The sequence below is a fragment of the Hominifimenecus sp. rT4P-3 genome, assembly GCF_051055405.1.
Classification (GTDB): domain Bacteria; phylum Bacillota; class Clostridia; order Lachnospirales; family Lachnospiraceae; genus Pseudolachnospira.
This window is the reverse complement of sequence record NZ_CP167068.1, coordinates 2,129,226-2,154,215: the sequence shown is the minus strand read 5'-3', so window position 1 is coordinate 2,154,215 and position 24,990 is coordinate 2,129,226. Positions and strand designations below refer to the sequence as shown.

Sequence of the window (24,990 nt, the reverse complement as noted above, 5' to 3'; positions counted from 1 at the left end):
GTTTCACTCAGCGTACGTCCTGTACGCATCGTTCAACTGCCTTGCAGAAAGTAAAATTTATCTCTGCCTGACTCTACGACCTCAAGCGGAGAGAATTTGGGCATCGTCCAGGCATCTGACAGAGGCGTACTGGACGTACGCCGATGGAAGATAACGCAGAAGATGCCCAAATTATCCCGCTATGAGGCGTGTATGCTCTTGTTAATTGAAGGTAGGGTCAAAAGGTCATGTATGACATGCTTGCATGTCGATACATGACTTTGGGACCCGCAAAAACATGAAAAAGTAGCCCGATAGGGCGGATTTTGAATGTTTTTAGGAGCGCGAGAGCATGAAATGCGGAGCGATCCGTAAGCATCAGAATAAAATTTGACCCCGGCATCATTTTGATGAGGAAGTGTGCACAAGTTTATGGCAGAAGAAAAAAGAACGGAAGAACAATTGCAAAGCCCGGCGGTGACGGATTGCAACAAACTGACGGAGCCGCTGAAAGAGCAATTAACTCCAGAGCAATTGTATGAACGTTTGATTGCGACGATACGGAGGTATCATCCATCGGACGACATTTCGCAGATTGAAAAAGCATATCAGGTGGCGAAGGAGGCCCACAAGGAACAAAAAAGAAAATCCGGTGAGCCCTACATCGTCCACCCTCTTTGTGTTGCGATTATTCTGGCAGAGCTGGAGATGGATAAGGAGACCATCGCGGCTGGAATGCTCCATGACGTGGTGGAAGATACGGATATTACGCTGGAGCAGATCGGAGAGTTGTTTGGGAGTGATGTGGCTCTTTTGGTGGATGGCGTTACGAAGCTGACCCGTCTGTCTTGGGATGGGGATAAAGTAGAGCTGCAGGCGGAGAACCTTCGGAAAATGTTTCTTGCTATGGCAAAGGATATCCGTGTGATTATTATCAAACTGGCGGACCGGACCCATAACATGCGTACGCTTCAATATATGAAACCGGAAAAACAGAAGGAAAAGTCCAGAGAGACGCTGGACATCTATGCGCCTCTTGCGAGCCGGCTGGGGATTTCCAAACTGAAAATTGAACTGGACAATTTGGCGCTTAGTTATCTGGAACCGGAAACCTATAAGAAACTGGTGGACGATATCGATAAGCGGAAGGAAGCCAGAGAGGATTATATCAAGACGATTGTCGAAGAGGTGCGAAATCACCTGAAAGAAGCAGGAATCCAGGCGGATGTCTATGGACGGGTGAAACATCACTTTAGCATCTACAAAAAGATGTTGGTGCAGCATAAAACTTTGGATGAGATCTATGACTTGTTTGCGATTCGCGTACTGGTGGATTCCGTCCAGGACTGCTATGCCGTGCTGGGGTTAATCCATGAGATGTACACGCCGGTGCCGGGCCGGTTCAAAGACTATATCGCCATGCCGAAGCCGAATATGTATCAGTCTTTGCATACAACATTGATCGGAAAGTCCGGCACTCCGTTTGAGATTCAGATTCGAACCTATGAGATGCACCGGATTGCAGAGTACGGAATCGCCGCCCATTGGAAATATAAGGAGGGCGGGAAAAGCGGACTTTCCAGCGAGGAAGAAAAGCTGAGCTGGCTGCGGCAGATTCTGGAATGGCAGAAGGAAATGTCGGATAACGGAGAGTTTCTCGGAACGGTCAAAAGCGATCTTAGCCTTTTTACAGAGAATGTATATTGCTTTACTCCGGGCGGCGACGTGAAAACTCTTCCGAAGGGGTCGACGCCGATTGATTTTGCCTACAGCATTCACAGCGCGGTTGGAAACCGGATGGTGGGCGCGCGGGCTAACGGCAAGTTGGTTACCATCGACTATGTGATTCAAAACGGAGACCGAATTGAGATTGTCACCTCCCAGAATTCTAAAGGGCCGAGCCGCGACTGGCTGAAGCTGGTAAAGAGCACGCAGGCGCGAAACAAGATCAATCAGTGGTTCCGGGAGCAAAATAAGGAAGAAAATCTGCTCCGGGGTAAAGATTTGCTGGATAAATATTGTAAGAGCCACGGCATGGTCTATACGGAGCTGCTTCAGGCCGACTACGTGGAAAAAGTGATGCGAAAGTACGGCTTTCGGGACTGGGATTCCGTGGTTGCGGCTGTGGGGCATGGGGGCCTGAAAGAGGGTCAGGTGGTCAACAAGCTCTTAGATGAAAAACGTAAAGTAGAGCGGATACAGATCACGGACGAAGAAGTCATGCAGGCAGTGGCGGAGAATAAGAAGCCAGCGGTGAAGCGGACGAGCAGCGGTATCGTGGTGGAAGGGCTCAACGATCTGGCGGTTCATTTTTCTAAGTGCTGCAACCCCATTCCTGGGGATGAGATCGTGGGGTTTGTCACCAGAGGCCGCGGTGTTTCGATTCATCGGACCGACTGCGTCAATATTTTAAATCTGCCGGAGATCGAGAGAACAAGGCTGATCGATGCGGAATGGCAGGCGCCGGAAGGCGATGCCGGCGAGCGCTATATGGCGGAGCTGGTGCTTTATGCAAAGGACCGAATCGGTCTTTTAGCAGATATTTCGCGGGTATTGGCGGAAGAAGAAATTGCGATAACATCGTTGAATTCCCGGACGAATAAGCAGGGAATCGCGACCTTTAACGTAAGTTTTGAGACGGCGGGCGTGCAGGAGATCAACCGCATGATGGCCCGCTTGCGTCAGGTGGATGGGGTCGTGGATATACAGAGGGCAATCGGATGAGTGAAAAGATGGAGATTCAATATCGGGTGCTGGGAGCTATCGGCACCAACGTATATTTTATCGTAAATAAGGAGACCAGGGAGACGATCTTGGTGGATCCGGCCGATAATGCGGAATATATTGTTGAGCAATGCCGGATGAGAGATTATCACTTGGTTGGCGTTCTTTTGACCCACGGGCATTTTGACCATATCTATGCGATTCCAGCTTTAAAGAAGCTGGTGGATGTGCCAGTGTACGCTTACTGTGACGAGGCCAAGTTGATGGAAGACCCCTGGATGAATCGTTCCCAGGCCTGGGCGGAGTCCATGTCGGTGAAACCGGATGTACTGCTGACGGACAATCAGGAGTTACAGTTGGCTGGGTTTTCGATAAAAGTGCTGCATACGCCGGGCCATACGGCGGGAAGCTGCTGCTATTATTTTGAAGAAGAGAAGGTCTTGATCAGCGGGGATACGCTGTTTTGTGAATCCTACGGACGGACCGATTTGGATACCGGAAGCTATTCGGCGATTTTAAAATCGCTAAAGGAGCGGCTGCTCCTTTTGCCGGACGACGTGGATGTTTATCCTGGTCACATGGATGTAACGACCATCGGTCATGAAAAGAAGTACAATCCTGCAGTAGCAATGTAACCTTCAATGGACAAGGCAATATAGATCGTGTAAGCGTTTATCAGGCATTGAGACGGAAAAAAAGGGGGGAGCGGCCTCCTTTTTTTCTGACATGGAAAAGGTACGTATATGTGGACAGGGAGGACGTTCATGATAGGATTTTATCTAGAAAACGACGAATTTGAATATGATATCCGGGGACTTTTGATGGCGTTTTACCCAGGAGCGGAGTTGGTAAAAAATCCGAAGGAGCCGACGGAACTGGTAATTCCGATTCCCGATGCGGGAGACGGAGAAAAGACAGAACGCAAGAACCGTCTCAAACGGCGCCTTTACCGGGAACTTGCCGAACGGACCGGAAAAGAACTGCCTTGGGGAACTTTGACGGGAATCCGGCCGACGAAGATCGCCATGGGGAAGCTGGAAGAAGGCTTTTCTGCCGGCGAGATCCGGCGTTTTCTGCAGGAAGAATATCTGGTGGGAGATGAGAAATCGGATTTGGCGGTGGAGATCGCGTTCCGGGAGAAAGAAATCCTAAAGGATGTGGATTATGAGCAGGGATATAGCCTTTATATCGGAATTCCTTTTTGTCCGACCACCTGCCTGTATTGTTCTTTTACCTCCTATCCAATGACCAAGTGGGAGCCGCGGATGGGAGAGTATCTGGACGCTTTATTTCAGGAGATCGACTGGACTGCCGCGCGGTTTCGGGGAAAGAAGCTAAATTCGATCTATATTGGAGGCGGGACGCCGACTTCTTTGTCTCCGGCGCTTTTGGAGCGGCTTTTGGAAAAAGTGTGTCAGAGCTTTGATTTTGCAGACCTCCAGGAGTTTACCGTGGAAGGCGGAAGACCGGACAGCATTACCAAGGAAAAATTGGAGGTGTTAAAACGGTATCCGGTGACGCGAATTTCGATTAACCCACAGACCATGAAGCAGGAGACCCTTCGGCGCATTGGCCGCCGCCATACGGTAGAAGAGATCGAAAAGGCTTTCCTTATGGCCCGTGAGATGGGGTTTGACAATATCAACATGGATATCATTTTGGGACTTCCGGAGGAGACGGTAGAAGATGTGGAAGAGACGATACGAAAGATCGAGGTGCTGCGCCCGGACAGCTTAACGGTTCACGCTCTGGCGGTGAAACGGGCTTCCCGTTTGAAAATGGAAGCGGAGGGAACCGTGGTGGCAGGCGGAACCCAGGAGGAGTCCGAGGCGATGATGGCTGCCGCCGCAGCCGGCGCAAAGCGGATGGGGCTGGTTCCTTATTATCTCTATCGTCAGAAAAATATGGCTGGGAATCTGGAAAACGTGGGATTTGCCGCGCCGGGAAAGGCTGGGATCTACAATATCCTGATTATGGAGGAAAAACAAAATATCGTGGCTCTTGGCGCAGGACCGGTCTCCAAACGAATCCACCCGGACGGTCTTATCGAGAGATCGGATAATGTAAAGGATGTCAATCTTTATCTGGAAAAGATTCAGGAGATGATTGAACGAAAGGAAAGGCTTTATCAGGGGATATAAAGCCTTTCCTTTCGAATAAAGAATTTCCTACTTGACCGTATATCCTCCGTCGATCACAAGAGAAGTACCGGTAATGTAATCGGCGGCTTCCGAGGCTAAGAATACGGCTGCACCCTTCAAGTCTTCCTCCGTACCCCATCGGCCTTTGGGAAGGCGGGCGTTGATATTGGCATATTGGGTCGGATTTTTCGTCGCAATATCTTTGGTAAGATCGGTAGCCATATAGCCGGGGCAAAGGCAGTTTACATTGACTCCTTTGCCGGCCCATTCCGTGGACATTACCTTGGTCACCTGGCTGACGCCGCCCTTGCTGGCCGTATATCCAGCGATCATGGATGCGCCGAAGATGGTGGACAGGGAGCCGATGTTGATGATGCGTCCGTAGCCTTGTTCGATCATAACTCGCGCCGAAAGCTGCGCCATACAGAAAAGGCCCACTAGATTGACATCGAGGATTTGTTTTAGCTTTTCTTCCGGAAAGTCGACAGCGTCGCAGCGATATTGGATGCCGGCTCCATTGATTAAGATATCCAGACGGTATCCGAGGAAATCAAGCGCTTCCTGAAACGCTTTTTCCCGGCTTTCTTTGTCCGTGATATCGCCTTTGACGGCGTACACCGGAGCTTCCGGCGTTGACATCTCTTTTGCAGTTTCATATACCTGATCTAAAATATCAAAAAGTACAATCTCGGCGCCCGCTTCGTGTAGGCCTTCCGCCATCCCGCGGTTCAGGCCTCTGGCGCCGCCGGTGACGATGGCCTTTCTTCCTTTTAAGCTGAACTTATCCATAATATTCATAACAATAAAAACCTCCGATCCTATTTTGAACGCTTTGCACGCCATGCCTTGTAGGGGCCGGTCTGCGTAACGAAAAGAACGATAAGAAGAACAAAGAGAACAATGGAGATGGGACTTCTAAAAATGCTGAAGAGCATCCCATGAATCGAGCCTTCCAGCGAAATTCCGCGGCGGTAATTGTTCTCACAAAGAGTGGTTAAGATGACGCCGAGGATGATTGGAGCGACCGGATAATTGTTTCTCTTTAAGAAATATCCGATGAAGCCAAAGCCAAACATCCAGAAAATATCATAGAGACTATTGCGGATGGCAAATGATCCGATAACAGATAAAATGATAATGGTCGGCATCAGGATATCTTTTGGAATCTCAACAATCTTGGTAAAAGCCTTGATGCCGGTCAGACCAAAAAGCAGAAGGCAGAAAGAGGCAACCAGCAGGCACCCGACAATCAGATAGAAGAGGTCGGGAGTATTTGTCAACAGGTTTGGTCCGGGCTGCAGGCCGTGAATCGTCAGGGCGCTGATCAGGATAGCGGTAATGGCGTCGCCTGGAATACCCAATGTCAGCATCGGGATAAAGGTTCCGCCGATGGCGGCATTGTTTGCGGTCTCTGGAGCAATGATTCCTTCTACAGCGCCTTGTCCAAAGGGGGCAGAGGGGGTCTTTACCGTGCGCTTGGCATTGTCATAGCTTAGCAGCGCGGCAATATCGCCGCCTGCGCCGGGAAGAGCGCCAACCAGAACGCCGATTACTGCAGAACGGATGGTTAACGGAATGTATTTTGCAGATTCCGCCCAGGAGGGGAGAATTTTGTCTACTTTCTGTTTGATTGGTTTCGATTTCATATCCGTCAATTGGATCAGAGCTTCCGACACGCCGAATAATCCAATCATAGCAACCACATAGTCAACGCCGGAATTTAAATAAGGAATACCAAAGGTAAAACGCCGCACAGCCGTTTGCGGGTCAACGCCGACGGTTCCAAGGAAAATGCCGATACAGCCGGCGATAATCCCCATTTTTAACGATCTGGCTCCCAGGGAACCAACCATCATCAAACCCATCAAAGAGAGCATCAGATAGTCGATGGAGTGGAAGCCCAGGGCAAGCTTGGATACCAGCGGGGCAAAGACACAGAGAACAAAGACACCAAGGAGAGTGCCGATAAAGGACTGGGTTGTGGCCAAGCCCATCGCTTCGCCAGCACGGCCCTTTTTCGCCAGCTGATAGCCGTCCAGGGAAGTAGCGACGGCAGCCGGCGCGCCTGGGATATTCAGCAGGATCGCGGAACGAGAACCTCCAAATACGGCGCCGACAAAAACGCCGATCATAACGGCAAGCGCGGTATGCGTTTCCCAACCAAATGTAAAGGATACCAGCAGAGATACCGCCATCGTGCCGGAAAGTCCGGGAATAGCGCCGACATACACGCCAGCGCAGGTGCCAATGGCGGTCATGACGAGCAAAATTGGTTCCCGGAAAATGATACTTAAGTAGGATAATGCTTCTATCATTTTAAATCCTCCTTCTTACGGAAATACAACGCCAAAGACGATACGGAATACGACGATGATAAATGCCATAACGATCGCGGTCCACAGGATATTTTTGATAAAATGTCCTTTCTTCAGATAACACATACTTCCCCAAAGAAAGACTGGGGTTGCGATATAAAAGGAAAGTCCGAAGAACATCAGGACGCAGTAGCAGATGCAAAATGCAGCGATCATAAACACTGTGAATGGCATGACGTATTCGACGGCGGCTTTGAACTTTTCTTTGGTTCCTTTTAAAGAACTAAGCGGCGATTTCTTCTTTATGTTTTCCAATATCATGATAAAGGAAAGAAGCGTCCATAGAAAGCTGACGAACAGCGGTACCGCTGCGGCGGAAGAGATTTTAGGCGCTTTTACTTTCGCCAAAAGATTCAGCGATAAAAGGAAGGCCACGAGGCCAGTTAAGCAGAGTATAATGGTAAATACTTGCTCGCCGGATACCAGTTCGATATGTTCCTTTTTTTCAGTGGTATCGTTTGGGGGAAGTTTTTGCTCTGCGGAAAGATGGTCGGATGGATTGATTTCCGGCGAATTTGCAGATGTTTTTTCACTCATAAGTGTCCTCCTTTCTGGGATAAAAAAACAGCGTACACAGGGGAATGCCGGTGTACGCTGTTTCTAAAAACGTTATTCCGAGATTGCTCCACTGGCTTTCAGGGCGGCTATGGAATTCTCGCGCCAGCTGGTGATGTACTGATTGGCTTCTTCACCGGCAATGCCCTTGAAGTTAATGTTAAAATTCTTCATAACTTCCTGATAGCTTGCTTCTTTACCAGCTGCGGTAAAAGCTTCCGTCAGTTTCGCTTTGATTGCTTCATCCGTACCTTTTTTCACAAATACGCCGTAGAAAGGTCCCCAGGGAAGATACTTTTCGAAATCGGGGTATTCTGCGGTTACCAGAGGAACCTCAGACATGACTTCTACCGTTTCGGTGGAGAGCATGCACAGGTATTTTAGATCGCCGGCTTTCCAATCTTCAATACCGGACTGAACTTTGCAGGATGTAAAATCACATTCGCCGCTCATAACAGCAGTTTTTGCGCTGGCATCGCTGTCATAGGCAACTTCGTTAAAGGTAGCGCCGGTAACGCTGGTAATCAGAGCGCCTACCAACCAGGGAGAACTTCCGGAACCGCAAGTGGAAAGTTTCACTGTTCCAGGATTTGCCTTTGCATCTTCGATCAGCTCTGTGAAAGAATTGTACTTGGAATCTTTATTCACGATGATACCAACCACTTCATCGCCAATCAGGTAAACACAATCAAAATCAGTGTAAGTCAGGTCGCTGATGTCCAGAACGTCGTACAGCGTAGGATTCTCTGCACCCATCAGCAGGTTATATCCATCTGTCTCCGCATCGTATACGTACTGGGTTGCGATGGAACCGGTAGCACCGGTCATATTCTGGACTACGATGGACTTGCCGAGGTTTTCCTGAGCTAAAGCGCAGAGCGGACGCATCAAGGAGTCGGTTCCGCCGCCCGCGCCCCATTGGATGATACCGTTGACATTTTTTGTGGGATAGTCGGTATCCGTGGATCCGGCAGCAGTTGTGTCAGCCGCGGCAGCTGCTGTCGTTGCGGCGCCGGTACCAGGGGCTGCCGTAGAAGGTGTGGAGGAATCTCCTCCGCAGGCTGCCATAGAGAGGATCAGACCTAGGGATAATCCAAGTGCAAGTGCTTTTTTCATAATGCTTCTCCTTTCTTGTGATACATGAAATCCGTTTGTCATAGTGCAAAACTATCATTCTTTCGCGAGAAGAATTTACATGCCTAGAGGATAGCATAAAAAAAATGGCAGGACTACTGCCATTTTTTTATAAAAATCATAATAAAAAATTATGGATTATGGTAAACAATAATGTTTTGTAATGGAAAGGCGCTTGCCTTTTAGTAGGTGCTTGCTTTTATGATTTTTGGAAAATCTGGCGAGGAAAAATTCCTCATAAACTGAATAAATGTTTTTACCGGAGGGCTAAGATATGCGTTTCGATTCCACATCATATATAAATTTCGAAACGTATCGATTCCTGTGATTTCAATGGAGCGAACCCCATAATAGTCGAGTCCGAAAATTTGCGGCACGATGGCGATGCCGATACCGGCGGCTACCAGGCCGGTGACGACATAGTTGTCTTCGCTTTCGTGAAGGATTTTACATGTGGTATTGGTACGTTGAAAGAGACGGTCAATCTCATTGCGAATGCCGCATTTCTTATCATAGGCGATAAAATCGTACGCGGAAAGTTCCTGCATGGTGACGTGCTTTTTACGAGCTAGTGGATGTTGATGTCCGACGACGAGCACCAATTTTTCCGTATAAAGATGTTCCAGCTCCAACTGTGGATCGTCTACCCAGGCTCCTAACCCGATGTCGATGGTATTATCCTTTAACGCGGATAGGAATTGGAGGGTTGGCTCAATGCGAAAATTTAGCTTGATATTTTGATTATGCGGATCGGCATGAAACGCGCTCAGCAGGGTAGGAATATATGTTCTGTTCATGGAACTGATATGTGCGATTGACACGCTGCCGCTATTGGGACGAAGCAAGGCGTTGATTTCTGTTTGTCCGTTTTCCAGTTCCTGCAGCGCAGACTGCACATGAGTTAGGTAAAGCTGACCATACTGTGTTAGCTTTATATTTCTTCCCTTCTTGAAAAATAGCGGAGCTCCCAACTCTTTTTCCAATTCGGAGATGGCGCGGCTAAGGCATGGTTGCGTAATGTTCAATTCTTCCGCTGCCCTTGTATAATGTTCCAGCTCGGCAATTTTTTTAAAATAAATCAGCTGCTGCAGGTTCATAATAGGGATCCCTTCTATCTTATGAATCCCTTCCATTGGCAAGAGCATACTCTGCCCTGACCGTGTCCTTGTCAATGGAAGGTAAACCTATTATAGCATAAATTTGGAATATATAAATAATATTTATCGATTTCATGAGATCTTTCTATTGGAAATTTAGCAAGACAGGATTTTATAATGGGCACAAACATTTCAGGGGCAGAAAGAGAACGTTTGCCTGTAGATCCTGATGAAAAGGGAGGAACCATCATGAAAGATATTACCGTGAATACAAAGCTTGCAGCCATTATTGGCACCGATATCGGCCACAGCAAGTCGCCAGCAATGATGAACGCAGCATTTCAAAAAACAGGGTTGGACGCTTATTACTATGCAATGAATATCAAAGAAGAAGATTTTGGCGCCGTAGTGAAAGGCATCTCCAAAATGAATTTTGTGGGGCTGACGTTAACGATTCCATACAAGATTCAGATTCTTCCATATTTAGATGAGATTGATCCGCTGGCGGAGATAATCGGAGCTGTCAATACCATTAAAATCGTAGATGGAAAAATGATTGGCTATAACACGGATGGCGCCGGATTTGTGAAGGGGCTGGAAGTAGATTGCGGCATCCATGTTCCGGAACATACCTTTTTTGTGGTTGGAGCCGGAGGGGTTTCGCGGGCAATTATGACCGTGCTTGCCTCGAAAAAGCCGAAAAAAATTTATCTGGCAAACCGCACCGTTTCAAAAGCCGAAGAGATTTGCGCGCATTTGAATCGTACTTTTGGAGAGATCTGTGAGCCGATCTCCTTAGACTCTGATCTAAAGCCCTATATCGATCAGGCGACCGTGCTCATCAATGCTACGAATATCGGCATGCCTCCTTATGACGATCAGGCGCCGATTGATCTTGGATTGCTGCATAAAAATCTATTGGTAGCGGATGTAATTTACAATCCCAGAAAGACCTTATTGCTTAAAACCGCGGAATCCCTGGGATGCCCCATTGTGAACGGCCAAAGTCTTCTCCTACACCAAGGGAAAATCGCTTTTCACATCTGGACAGGTTTAGAGGCTCCGGGCGAGGAGATGTACCAGGCCGTATTTGGTTAAAACATTTCGGTGGGCGGCATTTGGCAGAGCGAAATTCTTTCTTGTGTTCTCCGCGAAAAGGAAATATAATAGATCGGAGACAGGAAAAAAGGAGAAAATACATGCCAAAGGCAATATTTTTTGACATTGACGGGACTCTTTGGGATAGAGAGCGGCGAATTCCAGAAAGTACAAAAGCGGCTTTGGGAAAGTTAAAGAAAAATGGCCATCTATGCTTTATTTGCAGCGGACGGACGCGGGCGTTTATCCCGGAGAAAGAGTTGATGCCTCTCGGATTTGACGGAATTTTGGCCGGCTGCGGAACTTACGGAGAATATCGCGGGGAGGTGCTTTATTATCACCAGATTCCTGTGGAGGAAGCGGCGCGCGTATGTGAAATTTTGCGGAGATTTTCCGCCGCGTTTGTATTGGAGGGACGGTATGGCATTTACCTAGATCCGGATACGTTCCCCAAAGGAGATACGTTTCCTCTCCGGATGAAACATGCCATGGGCGATTTGCTTTTGCCTGTTCGGGGAAATGAAAAGAATCTTCAGATCAGCAAATTTTGTGTGGATCATATAGAAGAATGCCGGGAAGAACTGGTGAGGGAATTGACTCCGGAATATCGGATTATTTACCGGCAAAGAGGGCTTTTGGAGATTGTGCCAAAGGGTTTTGGGAAGGCTTCGGGAATTGAAGAACTTTGTCGGATTCTGCATATCCGCCGGGAAGATACCTATGCCTTTGGAGACAGCACCAACGATTTGGACATGCTGGAGTATGCGGCTCATTCCGTGGCCATGGGCGATGGGATGGAAGAGGCAAAGCAGGCGGCGGAGTATGTGACGTCCGCCTTGTGGGACGACGGGGTGTGGAACGGGCTTCTTCATTATGGATTGATTGAATAGAAAGAGGATGTTATAGAAAAACGTGGTTGATCAGGAGCGAAACGCGAATTTCCATAACATCCTTTTTGGTCTTTGGGGAACGTCTGATTACCGGGCCGTGGAGGAATCTTTGGTGATTCCGAGGTCGGTTCCCACATCTTCCAATCCCTGTTTTGCGTCATCTGCGAGACTTCCCAGCTCTCCGGAGCCATCTACCGTAGCGTTGATACCGCCTGGCTGAGTGGTGGGAGTAGCTTCGCTTCCATTTGTCTGTTCATTGGCAGAAGAGCCAGCGGCGGAAGAAGTGGTGGCAGCTTCGCTGGTGGCAGCGGCGGAAGTACCGGTATTTGTGGTCGTCTTATCATCTCTGCTGCAGCCGGTCAATGCGACGATGAGAAGGCAGCAGGCGAGAAATAGAAAAATCTTTTTTTCGTCTTTCATTTTACATTCTCCTTTTCCTGAATTTTCCGCAGAAGAAAATCTGCGTTTCTGCCGTTAATATGTGCATTTTACTTGATTTTATGCGTTTCGTATATTATAATCGCGTAAGAATAAGCTGGTAAAAAACTTCAAAGACTAAGGAGAATGAAAATGAATAAATGTGAGCAGCTTTATGAAGGAAAAGCAAAAAAAGTTTACACGACGGACGTCGAGGACGTTCTGATTGTCGATTATAAGGATGACGCTACCGCGTTCAACGGCCTGAAAAAAGGCAGTATTGTTGGTAAGGGCGTTATCAATAACCGGATGAGCAATCATATGTTCCAGATTTTGGAAAAAGCTGGAGTACCGACTCATTTGGTAGAGGAACTGAGCGACCGTGAGACTGCTGTGAAAAAAGTGGAGATCGTTCCCCTGGAAGTGATCGTCCGCAACGTGGCGGCCGGAAGTTTTTCCAAAAAATTGGGAGTGGAGGAAGGAACCAGGCTTCTGAGCCCGACTTTGGAGTTTAGCTACAAGAATGATGAGCTGGGCGATCCGTTCATCAATGATTATTATGCCCTGGCGCTGGGACTGGCAACCAAAGAGGAGATCGACCGCATTTCCGAGCTGGCGTTTCGGATCAATGAAGTGATGAAGGCTTATTTCGCAGAGTGCGGAATCGACCTGATCGATTTTAAGGTGGAATTTGGCCGTTACCATGGAGAGATTATCCTGGCCGATGAGATTTCTCCGGATACCTGCCGTTTCTGGGACAGCAAGACCCATGAGAAACTGGACAAGGATCGTTTCCGCAGAGATCTGGGAAATGTGGAAGGCGCTTATCACGAAGTATTCAAAAGAATCGGATTGGAGTAAGTCATGACAGATCGATATCAGAGTCCCTTGTCGGAGCGTTATGCCAGCAAGGAGATGCAATATATCTTTTCTCCGGATAAAAAATTCCGTACTTGGCGGAAGCTTTGGATTGCATTGGCGGAGACGGAGCGGGAGCTGGGTCTGCCGGTGACAGAGGAGCAGATCGAGGAACTGAGGGCTCACCAGGATGAAATCAATTATGATGTGGCAAAGGCAAGGGAAAAAGAAGTACGCCACGATGTGATGTCCCATGTGTATGCCTACGGCGTGCAGTGCCCGAAGGCAAAGGGAATTATTCACTTGGGCGCTACTTCCTGCTATGTGGGAGATAACACCGATGTAATTCTGATGGCGGAAGCGCTTTCCTTGGTGAAAAAAAAGCTGGTAAATGTGATGAAAAAGCTGGCGGATTTTGCCGAGGAATACAAGGCGATGCCGACACTTGGCTTTACTCATTTCCAGCCTGCTCAGCCCACTACCGTGGGAAAACGGGCGACCTTATGGCTGATGGAACTGAAGCTGGATTACGACGACCTGTGTTATGTCCAGGATTCCCTGCGGCTTTTAGGCTCCAAGGGAACGACGGGCACTCAGGCCAGTTTCCTGGAACTTTTTGAGGGAGATCACGCCAAGTGCCGCGCCCTGGATCAGAAGATTGCGGAGAAGATGGGCTTTGCCGGATGCTACCCGGTTTCTGGCCAGACCTATTCCAGAAAGAATGACAGCCGCGTGCTGTCTGTATTGGCGGGAATCGCCCAGAGCGCTCATAAGTTTTCCAATGATATTCGTCTGTTACAGCATCTAAAGGAGATCGAGGAGCCTTTTGAGAAGAGCCAGATTGGTTCTTCTGCCATGGCTTATAAGCGCAATCCGATGCGCAGCGAGCGGATTGCATCCCTTTCCAACTATGTGATGTCCGCGTTGATGAATCCGATGCTGGTATCCTCGACCCAATGGTTTGAGCGGACGCTGGATGATTCTGCCAATAAGCGTCTCAGCGTGCCGGAGTCTTTCCTTGCCATCGATGGGATTTTAGACCTGTATTTGAACGTGGTGGATGGATTGGTGGTTTATCCGAAAGTGATTGAGAAACGTTTGATGTCGGAACTGCCTTTTATGGCTACGGAAAATATTATGATGGATGCGGTGAAGGCCGGCGGAGACCGTCAGGAGCTTCATGAGCGGATTCGTACCTTGTCCATGGAGGCGGGGAAGAATGTGAAGGTAAATGGAGGCGAAAACAATCTGCTGGAGCTGATTGCCGCGGATCCGGCCTTTAATTTAAGTCTGGAAGATCTGAAGGCTTCGATGGAGCCGTCCCGTTACACGGGCCGCGCCAAAGAGCAGACCGAGGAATTTTTGGACGAAGTGATTCGCCCCATTTTAGAGGAAAATAAAGAACTATTAGGCGTTACAGCGGAGATTAATGTATGATTCAAGATATCACGCCCCATCGGTATGACAACGCGTTTGCCAGCCGCAGGGAACCGAAAGATACGGATTTTATATTGTATTTTGAGAAAGAACAGGTCTTGCTCCGGGAGGAGGACCAACTTTCTTTTCCCACGGTGAAAGAGCTTTGTGAAACATGCCAGAGCCGGCGTGGTTTCTTGGTTTATCTATTTGCCATTGACGAGACGGCCTTTTACCTGTTTCCCCAGGAAAAGGCGCCGGATCTTGCCGGTTTTTCTTTGGAGCCGGTGAATCGTTTTCGGGATGGGAAGCCGGAATGGCTGGGATATGCCGGTATTACGGCCTGTCAATTGTATCGCTGGATCTGCGACCACAAATTTTGCGGCAAGTGTGGAAATTCCATGCGTCCAAGCGAGGAAGAGCGGGCTTTTTGCTGTGATTCTTGCGGGAGTATCGTTTATCCGAAGATTTCGCCGGCCATCATTGTGGCGGTGACGGATGGAGACCGGCTATTGATGTCTCGGTATGCGGGGCGGCCCAGCGGAAATTATGCGCTGATCGCCGGTTTTACAGAGATCGGGGAGACCATCGAGGATACGGTACGCCGAGAAGTCATGGAAGAGGTCGGGCTAAAGGTGAAAAACCTTCGCTATTACGCCAGCCAGCCGTGGTCCTTTTCCGATTCCCTTCTGATGGGCTTTTTTGCAGACCTAGCTGGGAGCGCGGAAATTCAGTTGGATGAGAGCGAATTGGCGGAGGCTCGCTGGTTTGACCGGAAGGAAGTGCCGGAGCCCAAAAGCTTATTTAGTCTCACCAGCACTATGGTGGAAGCATTTCGGAAAGGACAATATCCAAGATAAGGAAAACCAGTCTGCCGATTTGTGGCGGACTGGTTTTTTTATTCAATAGGAAATTTCGCTGAAATTTCCTATTGAATAAAAAAAACGCTCCGCTAAGGATCGCACTGCGGCGGAGAGGAAGATGGCAGCAAAGCTGCCCCGCCGCAGGCGGAGAATTTCGCAAAGCGAAATTCTTTCTTGTTTCATGGGAAATTCTTTTTATGGGAAAAGCAGCATACCCTATCTAGAGGAGAATACATATGAATCTGATATCGTTATTTTTGATTGCGGTGGGCCTTTCGATGGACGCTTTTGCGGTTTCCATCTGTAAGGGGCTTTCTCTATCGAAGGTCGGCTGGAAAAATCCGATTTTAGCGGGCGTTTATTTTGGTGGATTTCAGGCTGGAATGCCCTTTTTGGGGTATCTCTTGGGAGTCCAGTTTGAAGCCCAGATCCAGCAGATTGATCATTGGATTGCGTTTGTTCTGCTTGGCGTCATCGGTTGGAATATGGTGCGGGAATCGAGAGGGGAAGGGGAGAGCGTAAGCGCTTCATTTTCCGTCAAAGAGATGCTTCCCTTGGCCGTGGCGACCAGCATCGACGCGCTGGCAGTAGGGGTAACTTTTGCTTTTCTTCAGGTGGACATTCTGCCGGCCGTGCTTTTTATCGGAGGCGTGACATTTTGCCTTTCTGCTGTGGGAATCTGGATGGGAAGTGTTTTTGGCGCCAGATATCGGAGCCGGGCAGAACTGGTCGGCGGCCTGATTTTAATCGGAATGGGAGTGAAGATCTTAGTGGAGCATTTATGGTAGGGTTCTGACCGTATTTTGGCTTTACAGAACGACAGCGGCTATAAATGAAAATGTAAAATAGGGTGGGAATGAAAAGTTTGGCGGAGCATCGATGTGGATGCTCCGCCAAAGCGTGTTATTTAGTTGGGAGTGTTCTTTCCATACTTTTTAAAGATTCCAATCACCACCGGACTTAAAGCCAGCAAAGCTAGGGCGTTCGGAATCACCATCAGGCCGTTGAAAAAGTCGGAGAGAGCCCATACCAGATCCACTTTTAGACAGGAACCGACCACGATAAAGGCTGCCACCAACAGGGAGTATAATTTAGCTGCCTTTGCCCCGAAGAGATAGCGGAAGTTAATTTCTCCGAAAAAGTGCCAGCCGAGGATAGTGGAAAAAGCGAAGAACAGAAGACAGACGGCCACAAAGATGTCTCCGAATCCGCCAAAGGAGGCAGTAAAGGCCGCTTGGGTCAGAGCCACGCCGTCTTTTCCGCTATCCAAAACGCCGGTAGTCAAAACAGAAAATACCGTCAGATTCAGGATAATAAAGGTATCGATGAATACGCTGATCATCGCCGCGATGCCTTGTTCATGAGGGGTCTTCGCTGCAGCCCTCGCATGGGCATGAGGAGTGGAACCCATACCGGCTTCATTGGAAAAGAGCCCGCGGGCCACGCCAAAACGGATGGCTTCTTTGACCGCGATACCGGCGCCAGCTCCTAGTACGGCTTTCGGCTGAAAGGCTCCGACGAAAATCATGGAAATGGCGTGAGGAACTTCTGTGATATTCATGGCAATCAGCACCAGGCTGCCTACGATATAGACAAGTGCCATAATGGGAACGATTTTTTCCACCACAGAAGCCAGCCTTGCGGTACCTCCGAGAAAAATGACGGCGGCAAAAGCAGCCAGCAGGAGGCCGATGGCAATGGCGGGTACAGGGATATTGCGGGCCTGAAAGACTTCCTGGAAAGCAGCTCCGATGGAGTTGCTTTGAACCATATTGCCCATAAAGCCTAGGGCCAGGATGATAAAGACGGCAAAGAGGGCGGCTAGGATTTTTCCAAATTTACCACGGAAGGCAGCTTGGATGTAATAAACCGGGCCGCCGGTGACATGGCCGTCGGCGTCCGTTGTCTTATATTTTTGTGCCAGGGTAGCTTCCGCATAGATCGTAGCCATGCCGAAAAAAGCGGAGAGCCACATCCAGAAAATTGCGCCGGGGCCTCCTCCCAAGAGCGCGGTGGCCGCGCCGGCCAGATTTCCTGTGCCGACCTGAGCGGCAATAGCCGTGGCGATAGACTGGAAGGGAGTCATTTCCCCTTTCCCTTTTCGTTCTCCTTTTAGCCGGATATTTCCGAAAACTTGACGGAAACCTTCTTTGAATTTGCGGACTTGAACAAACTTGAGCCGGATGGTATAGTAGATACCAGTGCCGCAGAGAATGAGGATGAGCAGAATGCTCCAAAGAAAATCATTGGCTTGTTTTACAAGTTCTAATACGGTGTTCATCATCGTTGTCTTCTCCTTTGTTTTATATTTTTGCAATATAAAAATAAGAGCTGAAGTTTTCACTTTCAGCCCCCCAAAGAGTAGAACATCGCATCCAACGGATCGCAGGAAGCGGTCCATGGTTTTGTTGTATGCCCTGTCCTTTTGCCTGAGAGATTAACAGGATTGTCCTGCCGTACACCTTCGGCGCTCCACAAGGGAGACTCTCCAGAGTTGCTTACTTGAGCAAGCAAAAGGAAATATAGCACATTCAAACGGAAAATGCAAGAGGAAATTTGATGAAATCTAAAAAAAGAATTGATATAAGAAAGAGTTTATTTTATACTTAGAATAAATGAAAATAGAAGAAAGGAGATTCTTTTATAATTCAATTATGTATCCATATGCAAAAAATGCAGAAGAACTTCGGGCAAATATAGAGGAAGCCATTCGCGACGCGACGGATTTGGCGCCGGATGGGATGGTGGCCCGGCTTACCCCTCGATTTTTTTCTTGTGATTATCCGCAAAAATCCGTTTGTTTGGAGTACCCCAGCGAACCTTGGATGAGAAACCCCGCAGGAGGTATGCACGGCGGTATGATCGCCACAGTATTTGATAATGCTATGTGCACGGCTGTCCGGGGATTTGCTGGTATTGGCGATTCTCCGACAGTAAATCTTCAAATATCTTATATTCGCCCCGTACGGATTGGCGTGCCAGTGCGCATCCGGGTGCGCGTGTCCGGCTTGGGAAGGACCATCGCGCACGTTTCGGCGGAATTGTGGCAAGGAGAAGCGGAGACACGCGTGCTGGCGTCTGCCTCTTCAACGGTATTTGTAGCGGTGAGATAGGAGGCTTTGGAATGAAGTTTCTATTTGCATCCGATTCTTTTAAGGGGACCATATCATCCGCGCGGACAGCTTCTCTCCTGGCGGAAGCAGCCAGGGACGTTTTTCCAGAATGTCAGTGGGACTTTGTGGAAGTGGCGGACGGAGGAGAGGGAACCGTAGATGCGGTGATCGCCGCGCAAAAAGGTGAGCGGGTATGGCGGGAAGTAAGCGGCCCGCTCGGTGCGAGCGTTTCGGCTTTTTATGGCCGTATCGGGAAGGGGCAGGCTGTGTTGGAAATGGCGTCGGCCTCCGGACTTCCATTGTTAAACGAAGCGGAGAGGAATCCTCTTCGGACTTCTTCTTATGGAACGGGCGAGCTCATCCGGGCAGCTTTGGAGGACGGTTGTCTTTCTGTAGCGATTGCCATCGGTGGGAGCGCGACCAACGACGGCGGCATGGGCTGCCTGCGGGCGCTGGGCGTTCGTTTTTTCGATGGCGAGGGATGCGAGCTTTCCGGGTATGGCGAAGATCTGGAACGAGTGCAAACGATCGATTGTTCCGGTTTCCATCCGCTGGTGGCAAAGGCACGTTTTACGGTGATGTGCGATGTGACCAATCCCTTGACAGGGCCCAATGGGGCGACCTATACCTTTGGAAAGCAAAAGGGAGCGGATCCGGAGATGTTAGACCGATTGGAACGCGGAATGGAACATTACCGCCAGGTGTTGGAGAACACCTTTGGCATCGATGTAAATACGATCCCTGGAACTGGCGCGGCCGGCGGTCTGGGCGCGGCGCTTTTGCTCTTTTTAAAGGCAGAACTGAAATCTGGAATCGAGACGGTATTGGATTTGATTCACTTTGAAGAACGGTTAGACGGCGTTTCTGTCGTGGTGACCGGAGAGGGGCGGACGGATTGGCAGTCCGCTTTTGGAAAAGTAGTCAGCGGGGTAGGGAAGCGGTGCCAGAAACAAAATATCCCGGTGATCGCGCTGTCCGGCGGTCTGGGGCCGGGGGCGGAAACGCTTTATCAGCACGGGATTACCTCGATGATGACCACGGTAAATGGTCCCATGGCCCTTGAGGAAGCGCTGGAGCATGCCGAAGAACTTTATCTGGATGCTGCCAGGCGGATGTTCCGAATGCTGCAAATCGGACAAAATCTGTAACTTTTATCCATGAATATGATCGTGTCCCACGATTTCTTCATGAGTGTGGCTGTGGGTGGATTCATCTTCGCCGTGGGTATGCGTGTGGGAATGGGCGTGGGCATGGGCATGGCTGTGTACCAGCTCGCCATGGCAATGTTCATGGGTATGCACATGGGTGTGCTCGTGGGTATGCTGCAGCGCGATAGTGTCCTTTACCATCAGTATCGTGGCGGCGATCATGATAACAAGGCCGATGTAAAACTGAATGCCAGGCCTCTCGCCCAATACCACCATGCCAAAGACGATTCCCAAAAACGGCGCGATGGAATAGTAGGCGCTGGTTTTTGCTGCGCCGAGATTTTTTTGCGCTTTGATATAAAAATTGATGCTCAAGCCGTAGGCCACAAAGCCTAACGCCAATACCGACAATATATATGTCAATCCAGGCCATTTTTCACCGATGACCAGCGCGATGATCAGACTTCCTAAACCGGAAAAAATGCCCTTGATGGTGGTGATCTGAACGGAACTCTTGGAGCTCAGCATGCGCGTGCAGTTATTTTCCAGCCCCCAGCAGCAGGCTGCGCCCAGTACCAGCAGGGAGCCTGTGTTAAACTGGAAGCTGCCGCCGCCTTCAAAGCTTAGAGCGACGCTTGCGAGAGTCACCAGGGATATGGCCAACGCTAACCGTTTGGAAAGGGCTTCCCGAAAGACGAAAAATGCGATCAGCGATGTAGCGACGATTTCAAAGTTGTTCAGCAAAGAAGCGTTTGCGGAATTGGTGCGTCCAAGCCCCAGCATCAACAGGATCGGCGCGGCGATATCCAGTAGGATCATGCCGATGGTGTAGGGCAGTTCTGCATGGGTCAATGCCTCGCCTTTTTCGTACTCTTTGTTTAGGCGGCCATAGAGGAACAAACCGAGGCCTGCACCGAGATACAAAAAGGCCGCCATCATGGTGGGCTGCACACGGGCTAGGAGCAGCTTGCTCAGTGGAATGTTGACAGCATATAGCGCTGCTGCCAGAATCGCAAAGAAGGTTGCCAGCTTTTTTGTGCTCATTTCAAATATACTCCATAACATGAGAAATGACGAGGAAGGCTTTTATGCGGGCACGATTTCGATCCAGTAGCCGTCGGGGTCAGTAATGAAATAGATGCCCATCTCAGGATTTTCAAAAGCGATGCAGCCCATCTGCTGATGTTTTTGGTGCCATGCCTCATATTCATCGGTTTTCATGGCCAGATGAAATTCTTCGTCCCCCAGCTGATAGGGCTCTTTCCGATCTCTGAGCCAGGTCAGTTCCAGCAAAAATCCAGTTTCCCCGTCCCCGAGATAGGTTAAAAGAAAAGAACCGTCTTCCGCTCGTTTTTCCCGCACGGGGCGGAGATTCAGAGCTTCCTTGTAAAAGGCTAAGCTTCGGTCGAGATCGAGCACATTGAAGTTAAAATGATCGTAACGAATCATGCTAGTTTTCCTCCTTGACCTGATTTTGCTCTAAAATTTCCTGGAGCTCTTTTGGCTCAAACCAATAACTGGTATTGCAGAAGTCGCAATGGGCTTCCACGGCTTCCTCGCCTTCCGCCAATTCTTTCAAATCTTCCCGTCCCAGGCTGACGATGGCTCCCCGGACTTTCTCTTTGCTGCAGGAGCAGTGAAAGCGAACTGGCACCCGATCTAAGATTTCCAAGCCAAAATCGCCGATAACATATTCTAAAATCTGCTCTGGCGTCATTCCTTGATCTAACATAGAAGTGATCGAGGTGATGGAGTTTATTTTTTCCTCTAACTGGGTAATGGTCTCGTCGTCTACGCCGGGCATCAGTTGAAGGATAAATCCGCCCGCCTGCTTCACCGTATTATTTTTTTCCATCAGCACCCCTAGGGCCACGGAGGAAGGAACCTGCTCGGAGGTGGCAAAGTAGTAGGTCAGATCTTCGGCAATCTCACTGGTTACTAACATCGAAGTACCGACGTAAGGCTCCCGCAGCCCTAGGTCTTTGATTACCGTCAGAACGCCGATACCAACGGCCTTCGCTACGTCCAACTTGCCCTTTTCATTGGCGTGGAGAATCACCTGGGGAACGTGGGCAAAGCCTTTGACGTTTCCCTTGGAATCGGCAATGACAGTCAAAGCCTTGACCGGTCCGTCTCCTTCTACTTTTAAGGTCAGAGTATCCTTTTCCCCTTTCATCATGCTGCCCATCATGACTCCGGCGGTCAGAAGACGGCCGAGGGCGGCGGTGATAACCGGGCTGGTATCGTGGCGGGACCTGGCTTCCTCCACCAAATCTCTTGTTGTGGCAGCGAAGGCCCGGATCTGGCCTCCTGCCGCAGTAGCGCGAATCATATAATCATTCATTTTCCATTCTCCCTTGCTAAAAAGTAAATACGGGTGGAAGATTCCCCCGGTTTGGTATGGGTTAACGCTTCGTAAGCGGCGACAAATTCCATACCCGCTTCCTTCAGCGCCTGTTTCATTTCCGATGGCTCCCAGGCTTTTTGTACATGCAGTTCTTCTACTTTTTCATAGCGGCCGTCGTCATCCTCTAGGAAGAGAGTAAGCCGATGCTCATTCTGCCTGCTTTCTTCCTCCCAAAAGTTTTCCCAGATCATAGTATCGCCATCCTGGGTTTCGACAATCGGCGCTTGCCTTAACGGATCACGGTAGGCGCAGGCGGTGTTGAAATCAAAGATAAAAAGCCCCTTTGGATCCAGATAGTTGTTGACAAGGCGGAATACCTGGACTAAGTCTTCATATTGGGTTACGTAATTCAGGCAATCGCAGACGCTGTATGCAGCGGCTACCGTACCGTACAGCTCGAATTCCCGCATATCCTGGCACAGATAAAGGATATCGTGTCCAGATTCAAACTTTTTTTCTAAAGCCTCTGATAGCATGTCCTCGGAGCTGTCAATGCCGATCAGATCAAATCCTGCCGCCGCCATCTGTTCAGTCATGGTGCCGGTACCGCAGCCAAGTTCCAGCATAAGCCCGGACGTAATTCCATATTCGCCAAACAAAGAGGTCAGATAGGCCGCCCATTCGCGGTAAGGGACATTATTCATAAATTCATCGTAGACTCCGGCAAAACCAGTATAGGCGTCCATAACATCCTCCTTTCGCCTGTGTGATGCGGCTTTGATTTATTGTAACTCATTTTGGGCAGATTGTGAACCGGTTTATGGAAAGGAAAAGGGAAAGAAAATTGGATATAGATAAAAACCTATTGTAAAATTTAAAAAAATCAAATTTACTTATATCAATTTTAGTGCTATGCTACTTCACATAAATAAACTTATAGAGAGATGGAGGAGGAGAGTAGGATGAATTCTGAAAAATGGTGGGTGATTCTGGCTTGCATTGTGGTTGCCTATGGGTATGCCTGGTTGTTGGATTGCAAACAGAAAAAAGGATTTTCCGCAAAACGGTACGGGGCCATTACGCTGTGTTTGGGGATTGGAATTGCCGCTACCTGGCTGGGCAGCCTGCAAAGTGTCATTGGAGGCCCGATGATCGGTCTCTTTATCGGTATGCTGTTTGTGAATCTGCTTCCCAGCCTGGATGCGGATTTTAAAGCGGGAACTACGTTGGCGGCAAAAAAATATCTCAATTTGGGGATTGTGCTGGTGGGAGCCACCTTGAATTATGCGGCGATTCTCTCCGCGACCAAGTCGCTGCCGCTGCTGCTTTTTAATATTTGTCTTTCTTTTGGTGTTGCCAGCTTGATCGGTAAAAAAGTAATGAAGCTGAACTCGAATGTTTGCACCTTGGTTGGCGGCGGAACCTGTATCTGCGGTGGGTCCGCGATCGCCACAATCGCTTCCATTATTAAGGCAAAAGAAGAGGAGATTGCCTATGCGATGACGGCGATTTTTCTGTTTGACGTATTGGCGGCGCTTATGTATCCCTATCTTGCCGATTGGATTGGTTTGAATGCGCAGCAATTTGGCTATCTGGCCGGCGCGGCAGTCAACGACACCTCCAGTGTAGTCGCTTCCCAGTCTACTTACATGGCGCTGCACCCAGAAATTGGAGAGTTTAGTTTGGGAATCACGGTGAAATTGGTACGGACGACTCTGATTTTGCTTCTAGCGGTGATTTTTACAATTTTGGCGATCCGTAAGGCAGCAAGTCAGGAGACAGGGGAGAAGGCCAGCATTGGTGGGACGATCCGGAAAGTATTTCCCTGGTTCATTCTTGTCTTTCTCGTGATGGCGCTGGTCAATACGCTGGGAATTTTTGATAAGATTCCAGGAGCGGCGATCTTCTTTAAACATGGAAATAAATTTTTTGTGACAGTAGCTTTGGCGGGAGTTGGATTTAAAATCAAGTTTAAAGATCTTTTCAGCAAAGGAAAGAAACCCATTGCTCTTGGCGGCTGCACCTGGCTCGCGGTCTTTTTGTCCAGCCTTTTATTCGTCGTACTGTTTAAAGATTTTATTCAGGCGTAGAATTTAGGCGTCAGAGGAACGCTGCGTTGAAACTGATTGGAATATTTTGTAGAGTTTCCCAAAGGTAAGAGAGAGTCTCAAGTTTTGCATTTCTGCAAAACTTGAGACTCTCTCATGACTCCTGCCGCTGTTCGCTATATACGATCTTTTTGTCCGACAATTTCCTTCAGAAATATTTTTGCCATTTCTTCAGGGGATTCCTTATATTTGCATTTGATCCACTGGTCAAGCAAGCCAAAAAGCCCATAACAATAAAAGCTGTTCTTATAGCGTTCGATAGAAGTCGCTCCATACGGGGGCATGATGATGTGATAGAACGCGTCGTATAATGCAGACTGCAACCCTCTGGTATAGATGAGATTGAGAAGCTCTCGGATACTGGAATTGAAATTAAAAAAATCAAGAGCATTATTCGGAGAGTATCCCCGCGGTTCTGCCAGACCGTGTTCGTCTGCCCATCTATCCCACAGCTGTGTAATTTTAAATGTCAATACTTCATTTTTGGCTGTGAAGTTTCGAAAATAGGTTGTTCTTCCCACATTGGCCATCTCTGCAATTTCAGGAATGGTTATTTTTTCAATCGGTTTTGTTTTTAACAGCTTAATCAGCGCGTCAGAAAGGCACTCTTTTAAAAATTCCGTTGTTTTCGCATTCCCACCCATTTTTTCACCCGCTCAGAAAAGGTACTTTTTTTATTGTTCGTACCGTTTCTCTCTTGTTTACTTGTTTGGCAAAAGAGAGAATA

The 24,990-nt window shown here is 48.8% G+C and carries 24 protein-coding genes and 1 riboswitch; of the genes, 12 read left to right on the top strand and 12 right to left on the bottom strand.

What is annotated here, in order from left to right; translation table 11 throughout:
* The first annotated feature begins 411 nt into the window (after window positions 1-411).
* The 3 genes from ACCC71_RS10025 to hemZ all read left to right on the top strand — a co-directional run bounded on the left by ACCC71_RS10025 (window position 412) and on the right by hemZ (window position 4,844).
* Window positions 412-2,703, top strand: coding sequence for a RelA/SpoT family protein (locus ACCC71_RS10025; protein ID WP_434309490.1), 2,292 nt, complete (start codon window positions 412-414; stop codon window positions 2,701-2,703).
* Window positions 2,700-3,338, top strand: coding sequence for an MBL fold metallo-hydrolase (locus ACCC71_RS10020; RefSeq protein ID WP_434309489.1), 639 nt, complete (start codon window positions 2,700-2,702; stop codon window positions 3,336-3,338). The genes ACCC71_RS10025 and ACCC71_RS10020 overlap by 4 nt, the downstream gene beginning before the upstream one ends.
* Window positions 3,339-3,467: 129 nt before the next feature.
* The gene (hemZ, locus tag ACCC71_RS10015; protein WP_434309488.1) at window positions 3,468-4,844 is read left to right on the top strand and encodes a coproporphyrinogen dehydrogenase HemZ; all 1,377 of its coding nucleotides are present in this window, start codon (window positions 3,468-3,470) and stop codon (window positions 4,842-4,844) included.
* A gap of 27 nt (window positions 4,845-4,871) precedes the next feature.
* Here the strand turns inward: hemZ and ACCC71_RS10010 are convergent, their stop codons facing one another.
* The 5 genes from ACCC71_RS10010 to ACCC71_RS09990 form a co-directional block, all read right to left on the bottom strand.
* A complete protein-coding gene (locus ACCC71_RS10010) occupies window positions 4,872-5,642 on the bottom strand; it encodes an SDR family NAD(P)-dependent oxidoreductase (protein WP_434309487.1) in 771 nt (256 codons plus the stop codon).
* Window positions 5,643-5,662: 20 nt separating this feature from the next.
* On the bottom strand, window positions 5,663-7,159 hold the full coding sequence (locus tag ACCC71_RS10005) for a tripartite tricarboxylate transporter permease (protein ID WP_434309486.1): 1,497 nt from the start codon (window positions 7,157-7,159) through the stop codon (window positions 5,663-5,665).
* Window positions 7,160-7,174: 15 nt separating this feature from the next.
* The gene (locus ACCC71_RS10000; RefSeq protein WP_434309485.1) at window positions 7,175-7,756 is read right to left on the bottom strand and encodes a tripartite tricarboxylate transporter TctB family protein; all 582 of its coding nucleotides are present in this window, start codon (window positions 7,754-7,756) and stop codon (window positions 7,175-7,177) included.
* A gap of 72 nt (window positions 7,757-7,828) precedes the next feature.
* Window positions 7,829-8,890: a Bug family tripartite tricarboxylate transporter substrate binding protein gene (locus ACCC71_RS09995; RefSeq protein ID WP_434309484.1), complete on the bottom strand. Its 1,062-nt coding sequence runs from the start codon at window positions 8,888-8,890 to the stop codon at window positions 7,829-7,831.
* Window positions 8,891-9,090: 200 nt separating this feature from the next.
* The gene (locus tag ACCC71_RS09990; protein WP_434309483.1) at window positions 9,091-10,005 is read right to left on the bottom strand and encodes a LysR family transcriptional regulator; all 915 of its coding nucleotides are present in this window, start codon (window positions 10,003-10,005) and stop codon (window positions 9,091-9,093) included.
* A gap of 249 nt (window positions 10,006-10,254) precedes the next feature.
* On the opposite strand from ACCC71_RS09990, the gene aroE reads away from it, so the two are divergent.
* Both aroE and ACCC71_RS09980 read left to right on the top strand, forming a co-directional pair.
* Window positions 10,255-11,103, top strand: a complete 849-nt coding sequence (gene aroE / locus ACCC71_RS09985) for a shikimate dehydrogenase (RefSeq protein WP_434309482.1) — start codon at window positions 10,255-10,257, stop codon at window positions 11,101-11,103.
* A gap of 101 nt (window positions 11,104-11,204) precedes the next feature.
* Window positions 11,205-11,993 (top strand): Cof-type HAD-IIB family hydrolase, encoded by a 789-nt coding sequence (locus tag ACCC71_RS09980; protein ID WP_434309481.1) that lies wholly within the window; start codon window positions 11,205-11,207, stop codon window positions 11,991-11,993.
* Between the two features lie 87 nt (window positions 11,994-12,080).
* Here the strand turns inward: ACCC71_RS09980 and ACCC71_RS09975 are convergent, their stop codons facing one another.
* A complete protein-coding gene (locus ACCC71_RS09975; protein ID WP_434309480.1) occupies window positions 12,081-12,413 on the bottom strand; it encodes a hypothetical protein in 333 nt (110 codons plus the stop codon).
* 150 nt (window positions 12,414-12,563) lie between these two features.
* Here ACCC71_RS09975 and purC point away from each other — a divergent pair, with 150 nt between their 5' ends.
* The 4 genes from purC (at window position 12,564) to ACCC71_RS09955 (ending at window position 16,335) form a co-directional block, all read left to right on the top strand.
* A complete protein-coding gene (gene purC / locus ACCC71_RS09970) occupies window positions 12,564-13,271 on the top strand; it encodes a phosphoribosylaminoimidazolesuccinocarboxamide synthase (protein ID WP_434309479.1) in 708 nt (235 codons plus the stop codon).
* A 3-nt stretch (window positions 13,272-13,274) separates the two neighbouring features.
* On the top strand, window positions 13,275-14,705 hold the full coding sequence (gene purB, locus ACCC71_RS09965) for an adenylosuccinate lyase (protein WP_434309478.1): 1,431 nt from the start codon (window positions 13,275-13,277) through the stop codon (window positions 14,703-14,705).
* On the top strand, window positions 14,702-15,544 hold the full coding sequence (gene nudC, locus ACCC71_RS09960) for an NAD(+) diphosphatase (RefSeq protein WP_434309477.1): 843 nt from the start codon (window positions 14,702-14,704) through the stop codon (window positions 15,542-15,544). The genes purB and nudC overlap by 4 nt, the downstream gene beginning before the upstream one ends.
* Window positions 15,545-15,783: 239 nt before the next feature.
* Window positions 15,784-16,335 carry a manganese efflux pump MntP gene (locus tag ACCC71_RS09955; RefSeq protein WP_434309476.1) on the top strand — a complete coding sequence of 184 codons (552 nt, stop codon included), beginning with the start codon at window positions 15,784-15,786 and terminating at the stop codon, window positions 16,333-16,335.
* A gap of 119 nt (window positions 16,336-16,454) precedes the next feature.
* Here the strand turns inward: ACCC71_RS09955 and ACCC71_RS09950 are convergent, their stop codons facing one another.
* On the bottom strand, window positions 16,455-17,828 hold the full coding sequence (locus ACCC71_RS09950) for an alanine/glycine:cation symporter family protein (protein WP_434311839.1): 1,374 nt from the start codon (window positions 17,826-17,828) through the stop codon (window positions 16,455-16,457).
* Between the two features lie 126 nt (window positions 17,829-17,954).
* Window positions 17,955-18,049: riboswitch (glycine riboswitch) on the bottom strand.
* Between the two features lie 152 nt (window positions 18,050-18,201).
* On the opposite strand from ACCC71_RS09950, the gene ACCC71_RS09945 reads away from it, so the two are divergent.
* A complete protein-coding gene (locus ACCC71_RS09945; protein ID WP_434309475.1) occupies window positions 18,202-18,660 on the top strand; it encodes a PaaI family thioesterase in 459 nt (152 codons plus the stop codon).
* Between the two features lie 11 nt (window positions 18,661-18,671).
* A complete protein-coding gene (locus ACCC71_RS09940; protein ID WP_434309474.1) occupies window positions 18,672-19,808 on the top strand; it encodes a glycerate kinase family protein in 1,137 nt (378 codons plus the stop codon).
* 3 nt (window positions 19,809-19,811) lie between these two features.
* Here the strand turns inward: ACCC71_RS09940 and ACCC71_RS09935 are convergent, their stop codons facing one another.
* Genes ACCC71_RS09935 through ACCC71_RS09920 form a run of 4 tightly spaced genes read right to left on the bottom strand, consistent with a single transcriptional unit; the run spans window position 19,812 to window position 22,901 of the window.
* Window positions 19,812-20,852: a DMT family transporter gene (locus ACCC71_RS09935; RefSeq protein ID WP_434309473.1), complete on the bottom strand. Its 1,041-nt coding sequence runs from the start codon at window positions 20,850-20,852 to the stop codon at window positions 19,812-19,814.
* A gap of 42 nt (window positions 20,853-20,894) precedes the next feature.
* The gene (locus ACCC71_RS09930) at window positions 20,895-21,257 is read right to left on the bottom strand and encodes a VOC family protein (RefSeq protein ID WP_434309472.1); all 363 of its coding nucleotides are present in this window, start codon (window positions 21,255-21,257) and stop codon (window positions 20,895-20,897) included.
* A 1-nt stretch (window position 21,258) separates the two neighbouring features.
* A complete protein-coding gene (gene hslO / locus ACCC71_RS09925; protein WP_434309471.1) occupies window positions 21,259-22,152 on the bottom strand; it encodes an Hsp33 family molecular chaperone HslO in 894 nt (297 codons plus the stop codon).
* Complete coding sequence (locus tag ACCC71_RS09920) at window positions 22,149-22,901, bottom strand: class I SAM-dependent DNA methyltransferase (RefSeq protein WP_434309470.1); 753 nt, start codon at window positions 22,899-22,901, stop codon at window positions 22,149-22,151. The genes hslO and ACCC71_RS09920 overlap by 4 nt, the downstream gene beginning before the upstream one ends.
* 216 nt (window positions 22,902-23,117) lie before the next feature.
* Here ACCC71_RS09920 and ACCC71_RS09915 point away from each other — a divergent pair, with 216 nt between their 5' ends.
* On the top strand, window positions 23,118-24,245 hold the full coding sequence (locus ACCC71_RS09915) for a YeiH family protein (protein WP_434309469.1): 1,128 nt from the start codon (window positions 23,118-23,120) through the stop codon (window positions 24,243-24,245).
* A gap of 134 nt (window positions 24,246-24,379) precedes the next feature.
* On the opposite strand, the gene ACCC71_RS09910 is transcribed toward ACCC71_RS09915, so the two are convergent.
* The gene (locus tag ACCC71_RS09910; RefSeq protein ID WP_434309468.1) at window positions 24,380-24,907 is read right to left on the bottom strand and encodes a TetR/AcrR family transcriptional regulator; all 528 of its coding nucleotides are present in this window, start codon (window positions 24,905-24,907) and stop codon (window positions 24,380-24,382) included.
* Window positions 24,908-24,990 lie beyond the last annotated feature (83 nt).